The 15,270-nt window shown below is 51.9% G+C and carries 16 protein-coding genes, 1 tRNA gene and 1 riboswitch; of the genes, 14 read left to right on the plus strand and 3 right to left on the minus strand.

Annotated features, from left to right (window positions below; translation table 11 throughout):
* Nucleotides 1-343 precede the first annotated feature (343 nt).
* Nucleotides 344-1,144: a porin gene (locus ACJJIK_RS15810; RefSeq protein ID WP_444943308.1), complete on the minus strand. Its 801-nt coding sequence runs from the start codon at nt 1,142-1,144 to the stop codon at nt 344-346.
* Nucleotides 1,145-1,795: 651 nt separating this feature from the next.
* On the opposite strand from ACJJIK_RS15810, the gene ACJJIK_RS15815 reads away from it, so the two are divergent.
* From ACJJIK_RS15815 to moeA, 12 genes are all read left to right on the plus strand, one after another.
* On the plus strand, nt 1,796-1,924 hold the full coding sequence (locus ACJJIK_RS15815) for a hypothetical protein (RefSeq protein WP_444929245.1): 129 nt from the start codon (nt 1,796-1,798) through the stop codon (nt 1,922-1,924).
* A gap of 476 nt (nt 1,925-2,400) precedes the next feature.
* Nucleotides 2,401-3,648 carry a porin gene (locus tag ACJJIK_RS15820; RefSeq protein ID WP_444943309.1) on the plus strand — a complete coding sequence of 416 codons (1,248 nt, stop codon included), beginning with the start codon at nt 2,401-2,403 and terminating at the stop codon, nt 3,646-3,648.
* Nucleotides 3,649-3,844: 196 nt separating this feature from the next.
* Nucleotides 3,845-3,995, plus strand: a riboswitch (molybdenum cofactor riboswitch).
* Nucleotides 3,984-4,961 carry a GTP 3',8-cyclase MoaA gene (moaA, locus tag ACJJIK_RS15825; protein WP_444943310.1) on the plus strand — a complete coding sequence of 326 codons (978 nt, stop codon included), beginning with the start codon at nt 3,984-3,986 and terminating at the stop codon, nt 4,959-4,961. It overlaps the preceding riboswitch by 12 nt.
* A 4-nt stretch (nt 4,962-4,965) precedes the next feature.
* The gene (gene mobA, locus ACJJIK_RS15830) at nt 4,966-5,565 is read left to right on the plus strand and encodes a molybdenum cofactor guanylyltransferase (protein WP_444943311.1); all 600 of its coding nucleotides are present in this window, start codon (nt 4,966-4,968) and stop codon (nt 5,563-5,565) included.
* 2 nt (nt 5,566-5,567) lie between these two features.
* The gene (gene moaB, locus ACJJIK_RS15835; RefSeq protein ID WP_444943312.1) at nt 5,568-6,110 is read left to right on the plus strand and encodes a molybdenum cofactor biosynthesis protein B; all 543 of its coding nucleotides are present in this window, start codon (nt 5,568-5,570) and stop codon (nt 6,108-6,110) included.
* Between the two features lie 3 nt (nt 6,111-6,113).
* A complete protein-coding gene (gene moaC / locus ACJJIK_RS15840; RefSeq protein WP_444943313.1) occupies nt 6,114-6,605 on the plus strand; it encodes a cyclic pyranopterin monophosphate synthase MoaC in 492 nt (163 codons plus the stop codon).
* A 21-nt stretch (nt 6,606-6,626) separates the two neighbouring features.
* A complete protein-coding gene (moaD, locus tag ACJJIK_RS15845; RefSeq protein ID WP_444929251.1) occupies nt 6,627-6,872 on the plus strand; it encodes a molybdopterin converting factor subunit 1 in 246 nt (81 codons plus the stop codon).
* A gap of 10 nt (nt 6,873-6,882) precedes the next feature.
* Nucleotides 6,883-7,362: a molybdopterin synthase catalytic subunit MoaE gene (moaE, locus tag ACJJIK_RS15850; protein ID WP_444943314.1), complete on the plus strand. Its 480-nt coding sequence runs from the start codon at nt 6,883-6,885 to the stop codon at nt 7,360-7,362.
* Between the two features lie 8 nt (nt 7,363-7,370).
* On the plus strand, nt 7,371-8,117 hold the full coding sequence (modA, locus tag ACJJIK_RS15855; RefSeq protein WP_444943315.1) for a molybdate ABC transporter substrate-binding protein: 747 nt from the start codon (nt 7,371-7,373) through the stop codon (nt 8,115-8,117).
* Nucleotides 8,114-8,836 carry a molybdate ABC transporter permease subunit gene (modB, locus tag ACJJIK_RS15860; protein WP_444943316.1) on the plus strand — a complete coding sequence of 241 codons (723 nt, stop codon included), beginning with the start codon at nt 8,114-8,116 and terminating at the stop codon, nt 8,834-8,836. The genes modA and modB overlap by 4 nt, the downstream gene beginning before the upstream one ends.
* Nucleotides 8,836-9,954 carry an ATP-binding cassette domain-containing protein gene (locus ACJJIK_RS15865; protein ID WP_444943317.1) on the plus strand — a complete coding sequence of 373 codons (1,119 nt, stop codon included), beginning with the start codon at nt 8,836-8,838 and terminating at the stop codon, nt 9,952-9,954. The genes modB and ACJJIK_RS15865 overlap by 1 nt, the downstream gene beginning before the upstream one ends.
* Before the next feature lie 295 nt (nt 9,955-10,249).
* The gene (moeA, locus tag ACJJIK_RS15870) at nt 10,250-11,491 is read left to right on the plus strand and encodes a molybdopterin molybdotransferase MoeA (RefSeq protein WP_444929256.1); all 1,242 of its coding nucleotides are present in this window, start codon (nt 10,250-10,252) and stop codon (nt 11,489-11,491) included.
* Between the two features lie 34 nt (nt 11,492-11,525).
* Here the strand turns inward: moeA and ACJJIK_RS15875 are convergent, their stop codons facing one another.
* The gene (locus ACJJIK_RS15875) at nt 11,526-11,849 is read right to left on the minus strand and encodes a hypothetical protein (RefSeq protein WP_444929257.1); all 324 of its coding nucleotides are present in this window, start codon (nt 11,847-11,849) and stop codon (nt 11,526-11,528) included.
* A 293-nt stretch (nt 11,850-12,142) separates the two neighbouring features.
* On the opposite strand from ACJJIK_RS15875, the gene ACJJIK_RS15880 reads away from it, so the two are divergent.
* Entirely contained in the window at nt 12,143-13,996 is a 1,854-nt protein-coding gene (locus ACJJIK_RS15880) for a 3'-5' exonuclease (protein WP_444943318.1), read from the plus strand.
* 494 nt (nt 13,997-14,490) lie between these two features.
* On the opposite strand, the gene ACJJIK_RS15885 is transcribed toward ACJJIK_RS15880, so the two are convergent.
* Nucleotides 14,491-14,567 (minus strand) — tRNA-Arg (locus ACJJIK_RS15885).
* Nucleotides 14,568-14,754: 187 nt separating this feature from the next.
* On the opposite strand from ACJJIK_RS15885, the gene ACJJIK_RS15890 reads away from it, so the two are divergent.
* Nucleotides 14,755-15,177 (plus strand): c-type cytochrome, encoded by a 423-nt coding sequence (locus tag ACJJIK_RS15890; protein WP_444943319.1) that lies wholly within the window; start codon nt 14,755-14,757, stop codon nt 15,175-15,177.
* Nucleotides 15,178-15,270 lie beyond the last annotated feature (93 nt).

A 15,270-nucleotide genomic window follows, 5' to 3' on the forward strand; every position in this document is an offset into this window, starting at 1 on the left:
AGTAAAAGCGGGATACAGAAATTGTGGAGCTGCCAGAGATTTTTAGTCTGGCGTCAATTTTAAGAGTCGGGCGTAAGCGTTTTCAAATGCCAAAAAAGCTTCTATGTTTTTGGTGAATATGTAAGTTACTGACATACAAGTCAGCACCTGATTTTTAAATCTGCCGGAGATAGATGGAGCATTGATTAACGGTTTAGAATGAAACTTTGAGCTGTCTTCGCCTAAAATATATCTAGATCTATCAGTCTCACTTAATCTGGCAACCTAATTTCGAACTTAGAAAAGAGCGCCTAAAGTAATGAATGTGCTTTAAGCGCCTGCTTTATTTGAATTATATTATTTGTTAAAAATGATACTGTGCTCCAAGAGATAGGGCGTAGCTTGACTCGGCGGGATCATTGATGCGTTGTTTTAGCATAAGTCGTGTAGAGGCACTTTTGCCAAGACTGTATTGAAAACCAACTCCATACTGAAGTCGTGTGTTTGTACTGCTATCGCTATCTTTATTTGTTACGTTAGCATTACAGTTCATCTCATTTATACAGCCGCCGCCTGTTTCATACTGAACATAAGAATCTACCTCCCTTGAACTTATTCCTAGACTGCCGATTAGGCTTATTTTGTCGTATTTTTTGAGATTATATTTACCTAGCAGATCAATGCTTAAGTGTTTGAGTTGAACCTCGCCAATTCCATGTGATAGACCAACATTTGGGTCGTCAAAATATTTTTTCTGATTGTTACTTTGAGAGTATCCCGCTTCGACTGAAACGTTGGGTCGAAATTCGTACCCCAAGTAAATGCCCCATGAGTTGTATGATTTAGGTTGTATTTCCGAGGACTCATAGTGCTGGGTATGTATTGTGTCGCCGTTTAAAATTTCGGCGTTAAGGCCTGCGCTCAGGTTGCCATTAATGGAGTCATGCCGATGCTCCAGTCCAGCATAAAACTTACTCTCTGCGTAACTTTCAGAAATGCAGCCTGCTAAAAGTATTGATGTGGCCACTATTTTTAATGAATGCATATTTGTTTGTCCATTTGCATTTCGTTTGGTACGAATGTTTGGTTGCGATAGGCAAGGTTTGCCCGAAAAATGTGTTGAAAATTCTGCAGTGATTAAATGACAGGTAAGAATGAAATACAAGGTTGGTCTCGTAAGGCCGTGAGATTATAAGTTAGAATGTTATATGGAGGAGGCTTTAGCCGCTAGTGTGCTTGTCTGGCCAAGCTTATTTGTTGTGGGCCGTGGAGGTTGAACTAAACTGAAGCGTTTTTCTAGTGTGTTCTGGCTGGATTTAAATATAGCTTGGGTATTGCCTATTATTTTTTGTGATGCCAAGCCTTTTCTTGTTAATTTCTGGAAATTCCAGATTGATCCAGCTCAGGCTTATTCGCTTTCATAAAATATTGTCTATCCTGAGAGAATTACTTCTATAGTTTCATCTGGTAACTTTCTATCAATCACCGACCGCCTTTCGGTATCCTGGCTAACAATATCACAGCCGGCATTCAAAGATTGCTGCCGAGCTTCAAGTCCTTTTTAATGGCGATATCTGCTATCTCATCTGTCGATATTTCGCTCAAATGTTTTAGGGGGATTTTCCTTCCTTTAGAATCTTTGTCATAAAGATTTGCCTCATTTGAAGATTTACTCCTTTAGTACTCTTAATCTATAGGATGGAGCGGTAACTCTCAAAGCCTATACCGAACTTGCGCTCCAGAATGCACTCAAGTTAGATGAGGTGAGGAGGTTGATGTGACCTGCGGTGTGGCAGTACAAGTGCTCGGAATTTGCATGGGAGCGGCAGTTCTCGATCTTCTTGCCGCAGAGCAGTTCACCGGTGAGTCTCCCGGGGATAATGCTGGCTCAACTTATCAAGTCGATATTCCTTTCAATAGTAATTATTCAATTTTATTCTGTTAGAGTAGCTTCCTATTGCGGCAAGTAGGGTCTGTATAGCTATTTGCTTCTGCGAATATACCCTAGGGCTAACTGCTGTGGGCGTCACTATGACAGTTTCTTCCGCTCCCCGGTGTGATCACTTACGAATTGGAACGAGATATGCATTGAAGTAATAAAAGAAGGCTGAATTTTTATGGGGTTGCTATTGGCTCTGAGTTCTATACGTGATTGGTAGATGCCTTTTGTATTTGTCAATGTAAAGAGAAAATTCTATGCCCCGTTTGCATTTCGGCAAAAGGAAGAATCTTGTACGAAATAAAAGTCGAAAAACCGGGGCTTTGCGGGATAGGTAGTGCCCACTAGCTTCTCAGAGTGACGCCACTTTTAAGGCTGGAAAGTAAAGAAAATTTAATCGCGAAAAAAAACTATGGTTTCAGTTGGGCCAGAAAAATTGTAATTTGTTTCAGTTCAATCCGTTGTTGCGAAGGAAAAGCGTCATGAATACCTCCAAATTTCCAAAAGTTCTCGGTGCCTTACTGTTGGGGGCCTGCAGCACAGTCGCATTGCAGGCCGCTGCGCAGGAAAGTGAAAGTGCCACTCTGGTGGATGCGTTGAAATCCGGTGAAGTCGGATTGAATCTGCGTTACCGCGTAGAAGTTGTCGATCAAGATGCCTTAGTTGACGATACTATCGATCAGTATGACATGGAAGACGAAGCTGTTGCATCCACGTTAAGAACCCGTCTCAACTGGCGCAGTGGCAGCTACCGTGGCTTTACCGGCTTCCTGGAAATGGATGATGTTACTGCGATTGGTAATGACAGTTACAACTCCACCACCAATGGCAATATCGACCACCCGGTGGTGGTTGATCCAGAAGGAACTGAAATCAACCAGGTCTATATTCGCTACAGCGGTGGCAACTCCATAATTACTGCAGGTCGCCAGCGTATTAATCTGGATGGACAGCGATTTGTCGGCGGTGTTGGCTGGAGACAAAACGAGCAGACCTACGATGGTGTGCGTTACCAGTACGGTAGTGCCGATAGCTTCCAGTTAGATTACAGCTATGTGTACAACGTTAACCGTATTTTTGGTGAAGACAGTTCCAATTCCGATATGGGCGGTGATATCCAACTGCTACACGCGATTTATCCAGTGGCTGAAAACCATAAAGTCAGCGCTTTTGTTTACAACCTGGATCTGGAAGATTCCACCAATAATGCCAGCCGCACCTACGGCGTAGATTACAAAGGTAAATTTGGTCCGGTAAAAGCCAACCTCAGTTATGCACAGCAGTCAGATATTGGTGATAACCAGTATGACTATAGTGCTAACTATTACCTGGCAGAATTGGGAGCCGACCTGGGTCCGGTTGCGACAAAACTCGGTTATGAAGTTTTGGGTTCCGACAATGATGTTGGTTTTAAAACTCCGCTGGCAACCCTGCACAAATACCAGGGCTTTGCCGACAAATTCCTGGCAACCCCCGCTGACGGTATCGAAGATTTTTATGTTGGCGGCTCTATTAAACTTGCCGGCGGCAACCTGGGCTTGACCTATCACAACTTTGAGGCAGCCGAAGGCTCTACAAGTTACGGGGACGAGTGGAACCTGAGCTACGGATACAAACTTACCGAGGATATTTCCGCCCTGGTTAAGTACGCCGCGTTTGATGCCGATGATGACTCCACAGGGCTTACTAACACCGATAAGCTCTGGGTTATGGTAACCGCTAATTTCTAAGCGGCTGAAAGAACTCCTTAGCGAGGCCCCCGGCTTCGGCCGGGGTTTTCCCCGCACCTTGGACCTGTTTTTATAATTTATAAATTTTAATCGATTGAAGCTGCACGTTTTGATGTCTCCCCGAGGAGCATCCGTTCGAGCACCAAGGGAGTAACACTTCTAACCCAAGCATAAATTAACCAGCTTGATACACTGACATCAGTTTAAACACCGAGTCCCGCTACCTAAACCGCGTCGTTTTTTATTGACACGGCAAGGTGCCGGGACCGTGGCCGTACCGGCCACCAGGGTCTAGCGGGAAACTGCGCGGCCTCCCGCAATTGGAAAGGCGTTTAATGTTACAAGACAATTTTGGCCGCAGGTTTTACTACCTGCGCCTGTCCGTGACGGACATCTGCAACTACCGCTGCAACTACTGCCTGCCCGAGGGCATCGGTTGCGGACGCTCCCTGGACGGGGAAAATCCTCTCTCAGTCGCTGAGGTGGGCACATTAGTGCGCGCTTTCGCTTCACTGGGTACGGAAAAGGTACGCCTTACCGGCGGAGAGCCCTCCCTGCGCAAAGACCTGGTGCCGCTGCTCGAAGCCGTGCGCGCCAGCGATAAGATTCGCCGCTTAGCCATTACCACCAACGGTTACCGCCTGCCCAGTCAGATAGACGACTGGCACCGCGCGGGCTTGGATCAGGTGAATGTCAGTATCGACAGCCTCGACCCGGCTCAATTCCACCATATCACCGGCCACAACCGCCTGGATAAAGCCTTAGCTGGCCTGGATCGCGCCCTGGCCTTGGGTATCGATACCAAGGTCAACGCAGTGCTGATGCGCCAGTACAACCTGGCGGAGCTGGATAATTTCCTCGCCTGGGTTCGCGAGACTCCGGTGACCCTGCGTTTTATTGAATTGATGCGCACCGGCGATAACCGCGACTTCTTCGCCAGCAACCATGTCTCCGGTGGCGATATAGAAACCCTGTTGTTGCGCGAAGGCTGGGAGCAGGCTATCCGCACCCGCGATGCGGGCCCGGCGCGGGAGTACTTCCACCCGGATTACGCCGGCCGTATCGGCCTGATTACCCCCTATGGCAAAGACTTTTGTGCCAGCTGCAACCGCCTGCGGGTATCCGCCCAGGGCAAGTTGCACCTGTGTCTGTTCGCCGATCAGGGCTTTGATATGCGCGAAATCATCGCCGCTGGCGACAGCGATGCGCTGGCGGCCCATATCCGCGAGCTGATAGTCGATAAGACCGCAGGCCACCAGTTACACGAAGGGTTTACCGGCGCTACCCGCAACCTGGCGATGCTGGGGGGGTAGTTTTATGAGTGAGGTTCAGAGGGGCAAATTGACAATCGGCGTGGTACTGGCCGGCGGCCGCTCCAGTCGGATGGGCAGCGACAAGGCCCTGCTGGTACACCCGCAACAGGGCAATTTTTTACAGTATGCCGAGGCCCTATTGAGTGAGTTACCGTTGGAAAAAATCGTGACTAGTGGCGCTCGCCCCGGCGCTATTGCAGACTTGGTGCCGGAGCGGGGCCCACTGGGCGGTCTCTACTCGGTCGCGCTGGCGACCGGCGCCGATGCGGCCCTGGTGATCCCGGTCGATATGCCCTTACTCGGGCGGGAACACCTCACAGAGTTATTGACCGAGGGGCAGGCAAGAGGCCGCCCCTGTTATTTTGATGGCCACTTTTTCCCCCTGTGGCTGCCCTTAACTGGCGACTGCGTCGATTATTTGCGCCGTGCGGTGGAAGGCAGTGTACGCAATTCTGTCGGCGCGCTGCTGCGTCACCTGGGGGGGGAATCCATACCGATTAAAAATGCCGGCGATTGGCATCGCAATATCAATACGCCGGCAGATTATCTCGGCCTGAGTAGGCCAGATAAAACGCTAGAAAACAGTTTTGTGAGAGACCACTGATTATGTCCGCACACGCCAGTAAAGAATTTGTACCGCTCAATATCGCGGTACTCACGGTATCCGATACCCGCAACGAGCAGACCGATAGTTCCGGCCAGTATTTGGTGGAAGCCCTTAAAACTGCCGGCCATCGGCTCGCGGATAAACGCATTGCCCCGGACGATATTTATCAGATGCGCGCGCTGGTCTCCGCCTGGATTGCAGATCCGACAGTGCAGGTGGTATTGGTGACCGGTGGTACCGGCTTTACCGAGCGCGACTCCACACCGGAGGCCCTGAGCCCGCTGTTCGATAAAACTGTCGACGGCTTCGGCGAGCTGTTCCGCCATATTTCCCTGGGGGATATCGGCAGCTCCACTATACAGTCGCGCGCGCTCGCCGGTCTCGCCAATCGCACACTGATCTGCTGCATGCCCGGTTCCACCGGTGCCTGTCGTACGGCCTGGGAGGGCATATTGCTGGAGCAATTGGATGCCCGCCACAAGCCCTGCAACTTTGTCCCCCATGTGCGCTCTGTCAGCGCACCCTGCGAGAGCCGGGGGTAATTCGTGAGTCAGCTAACCCATTTAAACCAGCGCGGCGAAGCCAGTATGGTGGATGTCACCGAGAAGGCTATCACCGACCGCAGCGCCCTGGCCGAGAGCAGTATCTGCATGAGTGCAGAGGCTTTTGAACTGCTGAGCCAGGGGACTCACAAGAAAGGCGATGTCCTATCCATAGCCCGTATCGCCAGTATCCAGGCCGCGAAGAAAACCTCGGATCTCATTCCCCTGTGCCACCCCCTGGCACTGACCAAGGTAGCGGTGGACTTTGAATTGCAGCCGGAAAAGCACAGCGTGCATATCAGCGCTTTCTGCCGTTTGGCGGGGCGCACGGGGGTAGAGATGGAAGCTTTAACAGCGGCTTCGGTAGCGGCGCTAACCATTTACGATATGTGTAAGGCTGTGGACCCGGCGATGGAAATTGGCCCAACCCGCCTGCTGCAGAAAAACGGCGGTAAGCGCGGCCGCTGGCGCGCTGACGCAGCGGACAAAGTGTAAAAATTGTAGAGGTATACAGCGATGGTCAAGGTTCTGTTTTTCGCACGCCTGCGCCAGCAATTGGGCCTGGGTGAGATTGCCCTGGAGAACTTTTCCGGCAGTCTCAGCGAGCTGCGCAACACCCTATGTGAGCAGTACCCGGATTGGAGCGCGCATCTGCAACGGGACGATATCCGTATGGCCCTGAACCAGGAGCTGGCGGAAAGCGGAGCCCTGGTAAAAGCCGGGGATGAAGTTGCATTTTTCCCGCCGGTTACCGGTGGCTAGTGGTGCTCGCATGAACCCTGTTGATCGTATCGAAGTCTGTGCAACGCCTCTCGACGTAGCGGCTGAATACACCGCGCTACAGGGCCGTAGTGGCGATGGTGCCTGTGCCCTGTTTGTGGGTTCGGTGCGGGACTTCAATGCCGGTAGTGATGTCTGCGGTTTGGCCCTGGAACACTATGCGGGCATGACCGAAAAGAGCCTGCAACGGATTATCAATGCTGCCCGCGAGCGCTGGTCCCTGGGGCGTGTCACCATTGTTCACCGGGTTGGTCCCATGCAGGTCAACGATGAGATTGTTTTTGTCGGCGTTACCAGCGCCCACCGCCAGGCCGCCTTTGCCGCCTGCCAATACATTATGGATCGCCTCAAAACCGAGGCGCCTTTTTGGAAGCGCGAAGTGATTGTCGATGAGCGCGGCCAGCCTTCAGAGCGCTGGGTTGAGGCCCGGGTCAGCGATACTGCGGAGATGGAAAAGTGGTCCGAGGGCTGAGCCTGCCATTGTTCATTTTACTGGTGACGGTTGCGCTGCCGGTAAATGCGGATAATTGTACTTTGCGAGTGGCGGTAGCGGCCAGCTTTCGCCCGGCACTGGAGCGGGTGCTGCCGGAATTTGAGCGTCGCCATGCCTGCGCGGTGCAAATCAGCAGTGGCAGCTCCGGGCTGCTCTACCAACAAATAGCGCACCGCGCTCCCTTCGATTTATTCCTGTCTGCCGATCGCGAGCGTCCCGAACTGTTGGAAAAGCAGGGCGGGGCACTGGCCAACACTCGTCAGACTTACGCCCTGGGTTTACTCGCTCTCTGGCACCTAAAATCAGAATCGAACATTGAGCAGTTACTGCAAATCTGGCTCGGTAAAATCGTATTAGCTGATCCCGAGGTGGCCCCCTTTGGTAGCGCCGCCCGGCAGGTACTGCAAAGCCTGGGTTTGTGGGAGGAAAAGCAAGCCCAGTTAGCTCGGGCCCACAACGCCGGCCAAGCCTATTTAATACTGGACTCCGGCAATGCACAGCTGGGCTTTGTCGCCGCCAGCCAGGTGTTGGCAGCCGGCCGCGATCACTTCTGGTTGCTGCCGCAGCATTTGTATAACCCTATTGAGCAGCAGCTAGTGATTCCCACTCAGAGCCGCCGCCCTAAAAAGGCGCAGTCTCTCGCCGATTACTTGCGCTCAGCGGAAGTACAGCTGCAACTGCACCGTTTGGGTTACGGTGTGTTGACGGCGCAATATCGAGGGAGCGGTTTATGAATATCGCCGCTGCCGATTGGCAGGCTCTGTGGCTGACGTTAAAGCTGGCCGGCTTAACGACCTTACTGCTGTTTATAATTGGCGTGCCGCTGGCCTGGAAATTGAGCCAATGGCAGAGCCGCTGGCGCCACGGTATAGAGGTATTAATTACCCTGCCACTGGTACTGCCACCCACAGTGTTGGGCTTTTATTTACTACTGTTGTTTTCCCCCAATTACGCCCCCGGTCAGTGGCTGTCATATATTTTTCACGGTCCCCTGGTGTTTTCCTTTACCGGCTTGGTATTTGCTTCGGTGATTTATTCCCTGCCGTTTATGGTGCAGCCGCTGTTGGCTGTATTTAATACTAATGGTCGGCGCCTGATCCAGGCCGCCGCTGCACTGGGTATTCCACCCTGGGCGGCACTGCTAAAAGTGCTGTTACCGGCCAGCCGCGCCGCTATTGTGAGCGCCTGCGCTTTGACTTTTGCCCACACCCTGGGGGAGTTCGGGGTGGTGCTGATGATTGGTGGCGCTATTCCCGCTGAGACCCAGGTGGTTTCCATCGCGCTCTATCAACATGTGGAGGCGATGGAGTACGGGGCGGCGCACAGATTGGCTTTACTATTGATGGGGATCAGCACCCTGCTGTTGCTCGCCGCGCGCTGGCTGGGGTATAGACTGGCCCCGCGTGGAGCAAACGGCGAGCGCGCTAAGCCGGTTATGGGGGTACTGGGTTAGTGGAAATCACCTCGCCTCTGTTCGGTACTGCGGCCAGCTCCTCTGAGGTTATCGGGCTCAGCGTTACCGGGTTGGTGACCTCGCTGAATAGCGCCAGACCCTGGCAGTTGGAGCTGCCGGCCTCTGGCATTTTTGGCCTGACCGGGCCCTCTGGCAGTGGCAAAAGTACACTGCTGGCAGCGCTGGCCGGCCAGCGCTGCTGCCGGGGCAATATCACTTTTGCCAATACGCTCTGGCAGCGCGGGCGCCGCGCCCTGGCTAGCCACAAGAGAAGCCTCTCTTTAGGCTTTCAGGATAGCCGTCTGTTTGCCGGCCAATCGGTGGCTGATAACCTGGCACTGGCTCGCCGCTACAGTCGCAGGCCGCTGCCCGAGCAAGAGTGTGATCGGCTATTAAAGGCTTTTGGTATTGACGCGCTGCTACATCAGCCGGTGGAATTACTCTCTGGCGGCGAGGCTCAGCGAGTGGCCGTATTGCGCCAGCTTTTTAACAATGCACCTTTGCAGTTATTGGATGAACCGCTATCAGCGGTTGACCGCGCTCAGGTACTGCGGCGCCTATTGCCGATCCTGCGGGATTTCTGGGCTCGATATCCGGCGCTGGTAATCTGGACCAGTCACGACTTTGACGAAATACAGCTGCTGGCCCAGCGCTGTTTGTGGATGGATTCCGCCAAGTTGTCCGCGCCACTTCCCCTGGCCGAAGTTGCCCGGCGTTTAGATCGCCAGGGAGTGGCGGATAGCTGCCGCAGCCGGATCGAAGCGCGAGTGGAATCCCTGCGCGCTGGCTTACTGACTTTGGATTGGGGTGGGGTTCCTATCTTTGCCGATAGAGTAACGGGGCATTATCGCAAAGGCGATAGTGCAGCTTTTCTGCTACAAGCCGGAGATATCAGCCTCTGTGTAGAGAAGCCGGGTCTGTCCAGTATCCTCAATTGCCTGCCGGTAACTTTAGTGACCCAGCAACAGCTTGTTGATGGCCGCATACGCCTGCGATTAACTGCGGCAGAACAGGTGTTTTACGCCGATATTTCCCGCCTCTCCTGCGAGCGTCTACAGCTGCGGGAAGGTGCTGGCTACTTTGCCCAGTTTAAGGCCGGTAGTCTTGCTGGGTTATAAGATTCCATTTTGAGCCTGTTTAATAGAGCGCTTGTTCTTCGTGTGCTCTTTGGTAAAGATGGGACAATGGCTTTTCAGGGCAGGCGTGCAGTAGCCGCGAAGGGCAGACCTGGCAATTGATTTCCGCCGGCCTCACTGAGCCATTGATTATTTGTGCATTGGGTATCAGTGATGTCAGCGTGAAGATTTAGATTAAACACTTATTAAAAAGGTTGGGTATGGGCTCTGCGTTCTCGCAAAACGGCAGTGAGTGATTTGTCCCAACTGCAAAGGAATGAAGTAAGAGGTATTGTCCATGTCCACCATTGACTGCTGTAACCAAGCGGGCCTGATGCCCATAGAAAGTGCCCGCGAAAAACTTCTCGAAGCTCTGAGCCCCGTCGATGGCAGCGAAATATTGCCCCTGGCACAAGCTAATGGCCGAGTCTTGGCCGAGGACGTTGTCTCCACCGTTAACCTACCGCCCTGTGACAATGCGGCGATGGATGGCTACGCCCTGCGTTTCGAGGATCTGGCCAGTGGCTTGCCGCTGGAGCTGATCGGCAAGTCCTTTGCCGGGGCGCCTTTCGAGGGGGTACTGAACCCGGGCACTTGTGTGCGCATTATGACCGGAGCTGCGCTCCCTGTCGGTGCGGATACTGTGGTGATGCAGGAAAATGTCGACACTCTCGCCGGCTCGATACGAATCAACGGTGCAGTTCGCCCCGGCGAGCATATCCGCCGCTGCGCTGAGGATGTGGCCGCAGGGGCCTGCCTGCTTAAGGCTGGCGAGCGTATCGGCGTTCCCCATCTCGCTCTGCTCGCCGCCGCCGGTGTCGGCACGGTTAGCTTGGTACGCAAACCGGTAATCGCGCTGTTCTCCACCGGCGACGAACTGCGCCAGCCCGGTGAGGTTTTAAACAAGGGCGATATCTACGATAGCAACCGCATCGCGCTGTTGGCGGCTATTGAGCAGTTGGATTTGGCGGTCTTGGACTTGGGCATATTGCCCGATAACAAGCGGGCTATTAGCGAAGTTTTGCAGCGCGCGGCCCGAGCGGCCGATGCCATTATTACCTCTGGGGGTGTCTCCGTTGGCGAAGCGGATTACACCCGCGAAGTGTTGGAAGAACTGGGAGAGATAGGTTTCTGGAAAGTGGCGATGAAGCCCGGTAAACCTTTTGCCTTTGGTTTCCTGCAGGAAACGCCCTTCTTCGGCCTCCCGGGCAATCCGGTTTCCGCTCTGGTGACTTTCTACCAGCTGGCCGTGCCCGCGCTGAGTGTCATGAAAGGTGATCGGTGGACTGGCCCGCAGACTTTACAGGCAAAATTGTTAAAACCCCTAAAGAAAAAGCCCGGCCGCACAGACTTCCAGCGGGGTACTTATCGCAGCGATGAAAATGGGGAGCTGGTGGTAGAGCCGGTGGGTACCCAGGGGAGCCATATCCTTACCGGTTTGGCTGCGGCTAACTGCTTTATCGTTTTGGCGCGCGAGAGTGGCAGTGTGGAAGCGGGGGAGCTGGTAGCAATTGAACCTTTGGGGGTGCCGTTGGCGTAGGGGCTCCCGATATCGTGCAGGTAGGAAGGTAATCCTATAGGCTCATTGCTTCAGAAGACATGCCTATGTAGCGGACCTGCTCGTCTGTCATTGAGCTGGACGCCGCAAGTATTACTCGCTGGCCATCTTTACTGGCTTCGCTAAAGTCAGCGGGATCATATTGTTTACAGCTTTTCAGCGCTAATATTTTCATTCCCTGCCTATCAAGGTATTGCTCAAATAAAGACATAGCGTCTTCTTTGCTACTGGCCGGAACAAAAGCTGTTCCAATTATGAATTTAGAGCCATCTTCATTCATGGGTGAGAAATCACCGAGCGATGCTTTGTGCTCAATTAGCCAAATACTTGTTCCTTCCACTGCATAATTCTCAGGAATAAAGGTAAGGCTATTTTGATGTAAGGCGCTATGCGCCTGCAAATGCGATTAAAGCAGGTGCGCAATATTGGTATTTTTTTGATTTCCGCTGTGCCGATTATATCTCTATTAAAATTTTATCCAGTTAAGCTTGTTGGGTTGGCGTGATAAGTTCTATCCTTTAAGGTTATCATTTGCTCATATGAGTGACCGCTAGTTGACTGTAACCGAGCTGTATATTCGAGTATCAATTATGGAAGATTATCAGTCTCCCCTTTATATGCAGAGAGGAATTTGTGGCTAAATTAATCCCCGCTCTTGGTTCCTGCCTTGCCAAAATGACTTCAGGTGAAAGGCGCTTTGCTCGGCGTCTCGAAGCGCTTCTGGAGGATGATTATCTGTGCTGGTTTGATATCCCCCTGGGAGAAAAGCGCCGTTATCCAGATTTTATCATCCTGCACCCTTCTCGCGGTATTCTATTCTTGGAGGTTAAAGACTGGAAGCCATCCAGTGTTAAGCGTATTAGTCATTCTGAGGTTGAACTCGAAACCCCCAGCGGTCGTAAAAAAGTGAGTAACCCGATCGAGCAGGCTAGGCAGTGTAGCTACCAGGTTCTAAAGGTGCTGGAGGCTGACCCCCAGTTGCAGCAGGCAATGGGGAAGCATAAAGGGAAACTGTGCTTTCCATATGGGTATGGTGTGGTATTTTCTAATATCACGCGCAAGCAACTTGATAAGGGTATCCCGGAGGAGTATCGCGATAAATTACTGCCAAGCCACCTGTTGATCTGTCGGGATGAGATGACAGAAAGCGTTAGCGCAGAAGAATTCCAAGAGCGATTATGGGGGATGTTTAATTACCAGTTTGGTAATAAATTAACCCTGCCTCAGATTGATCGTATTCGCTGGTATCTATTTCCAGAAATACGTATTGAATCAGCACAGGAAGACTTGTTTGCTGAAAATGAGGAGAGTGCAGCGGAGAGCACATTAGTTGAAAGTGTACCAGATATTGTAAAAATCATGGATATACAGCAAGAACAGCTAGCCCGCAGCTTGGGGGATGGTCATCGCGTTGTTCATGGTGTTGCGGGTTCTGGCAAAACATTAATTCTGGGGTATCGATGTCTCTATTTGGCCGAGGCGTTAAACAAGCCCATTTTAGTGCTGTGCTTCAATATTACGCTTGCCGCTCGGCTGCGTAGTTTTATTAGTGAAAAAGGTATCGACAATCGGGTTCAGGTTTATCATTTTCACGATTGGTGCGGCGAGCAGTTGCGAGCTTATCATGTTGATCTAATCAATAGGGATGCTCCCATTTGGGAGCGGCAAGTATTCACGGTGATTGATTCGGTTGAGAAAGGGCATATTCCCAAGGGACAGTACGGGGCGGTGCTGATTGATGAGGGGCATGATTTTGAAGCGGAATGGCTAACCTTAATTTCTCAGATGGTTGATCCTGATACTAATTCACTGCTGCTACTGTACGATGATGCACAGTCTATTTATAAGAGAAAATCAGGTCTTGGTTTTAGCTTGTCGAGTGTGGGGATAAAGGCTCAGGGGCGAACTACGATACTTAGGCTAAACTATCGCAATACAAGAGAAATTCTCGATTTTGCATATCATTTTGCCAAGGATTACTTCTCTCAATCTAATGACTCCGAGGTTCCCTTAATCGAGCCTAAAACAGCGGGGAAAAGTGGTGCTGAACCGTCGGTGAAAAGCTTTGAAAGCCTAGAAGACGAGATTGAATTTGCGCTGCGTTGTTTAACGGCCTGGCATCAGAAAGGGAGGGCGTGGAAAGATATAGCAGTACTATATCCAGGAGGGCGTGCGGGAAAACTGATGACTGCTGCAATGAAGCAGGCTGGAATTCCTTGTATTTGGCTTGCGGCCAGCCAATACAAAAAGCGCTACAACCCCGATTCTGAAACTGTCAGTGTTATGCCGATCCCTAGCGGTAAGGGGTTAGAGTTTGATACCGTAATTATTCTTGATGGTAGCTATGAGTCTAACTATCAGGAAGATAAAGATATTGACCTCGCCGATGATGTACGCCGTATGTATGTTGGTCTGACACGAGCACAAGAACGGTTGTTGGTTTGCTATCACCGCAGAAATCAACTGAGTGAAATGCTGGTAGGTTAGTTTGTGGGGGATAGCTTGAATATAGGTTTTACTTCTTAATTCATTGTTCCTCTTCAAAGCTTGCAATTGCTTTATCACTTTCTTGTCACTTCTTCCATATTCATGGGTTCGCCAGTTGACTGGGTGCAATGTAAGACTGAATCTTGTTGTCGGAGGTTGCAGCTATAGCGTCAATCCCTGCTTGGTGTAAAGCAGCATTTGGATTAGTTGGGAACTGGCTATATACAAGGAGGTTCGCAGAGACAGGTAGCACGCGAGGATTAGCCTCGCCTTGTAGGCTTGTTGCTCTGCGGCAGCTGCGCGACCTCTGAGTAGAGCCTGAGTCCGAACGGAGTCTTGGGGTTGGTTATAACAAGGGCGCAGAGGCGGATCGCGCGTGAGGATTAGCTTCGCCCTGCGGCAGCTGCGCGGCCTCCGAGTCGAACCTGAGTCCGAACAAAGCCTGGGAGTTGGCCATATACAAAGAAGCCCGCATAAGCGGGCTTCTTTGTATATGGCCCGCCCGAGAGGATTCGAACCTCTGACCTTCGCCTCCGGAGGGCGACGCTCTATCCAGCTGAGCTACGGGCGGTTTTGGCTATCTGCGCCAATGGGAGGCGGATTATACAGAAGCTGGGGGGCAGGTTAAAGGGGATTGTGTTGGGTCATATAGTCTTTGGCAGGGGGCGGTGCAGTGCTTATAATGCGCGGCGCAGGAGTTTGCGGCAGTATATAGAACGTTTGCGGGCCAACTCACTTCGGTCCTTTGGGGGAATATGATGAAGAGTATTTTGGGTATTGTGGCGGCACTGGCCGTCAGTGCGGCTGCGGCAGTGGCCCAGCAGTCTGTTGATGAACAAATCGCAGAGCGTATTGCGCCGGCAGGTAAAACCTGCATGAAGGGCGAGGAGTGTGCGGCGGCAGTAGCGGCGGCACCTGAAGGTGCCGGTGGCGGCGGTACTCGCAGCGGTGAGGATATCTACAATGCAAGCTGCCAGACCTGCCATGCATTAGGTGTTGCAGGTGCACCTAAATTTGGCGATGCAGCTGCCTGGGCTCCCCGTATTGCCCAGGGCATGGACACTCTGTATAGCCATGCGATCAATGGCTTCAATGCTATGCCAGCTAAAGGCCTGTGTATGGACTGTAGCGATGACGAAGTGAAGGCTGCGGTTGATTATATGGCCGATAACAGTAAATAAGCTGTTCCGCGCTATAGGAAAAAGGCCGCTCATTGAGCGGCCTTTTTGCGTCCTGGGTAGCGGCTTTTGCCAGCACAATAATTTTTAAATTAA

The organism is Microbulbifer regidiadema (SeqCode), assembly GCF_052466995.1.

Bases quoted from the DNA above. Each gene is read 5' to 3' on its own strand.
- ACJJIK_RS15815 (WP_444929245.1), top strand. From the start codon at position 1,796: ATGGGAGCGGCAGTTCTCGATCTTCTTGCCGCAGAGCAGTTCACCGGT.
- ACJJIK_RS15820 (WP_444943309.1), top strand. From the start codon at position 2,401: ATGAATACCTCCAAATTTCCAAAAGTTCTCGGTGCCTTACTGTTGGGG.
- moaA (WP_444943310.1), top strand. From the start codon at position 3,984: ATGTTACAAGACAATTTTGGCCGCAGGTTTTACTACCTGCGCCTGTCC.
- mobA (WP_444943311.1), top strand. From the start codon at position 4,966: ATGAGTGAGGTTCAGAGGGGCAAATTGACAATCGGCGTGGTACTGGCC.
- moaB (WP_444943312.1), top strand. From the start codon at position 5,568: ATGTCCGCACACGCCAGTAAAGAATTTGTACCGCTCAATATCGCGGTA.
- moaD (WP_444929251.1), top strand. From the start codon at position 6,627: ATGGTCAAGGTTCTGTTTTTCGCACGCCTGCGCCAGCAATTGGGCCTG.
- moaE (WP_444943314.1), top strand. From the start codon at position 6,883: ATGAACCCTGTTGATCGTATCGAAGTCTGTGCAACGCCTCTCGACGTA.
- modB (WP_444943316.1), top strand. From the start codon at position 8,114: ATGAATATCGCCGCTGCCGATTGGCAGGCTCTGTGGCTGACGTTAAAG.
- moeA (WP_444929256.1), top strand. From the start codon at position 10,250: ATGTCCACCATTGACTGCTGTAACCAAGCGGGCCTGATGCCCATAGAA.
- ACJJIK_RS15890 (WP_444943319.1), top strand. From the start codon at position 14,755: ATGAAGAGTATTTTGGGTATTGTGGCGGCACTGGCCGTCAGTGCGGCT.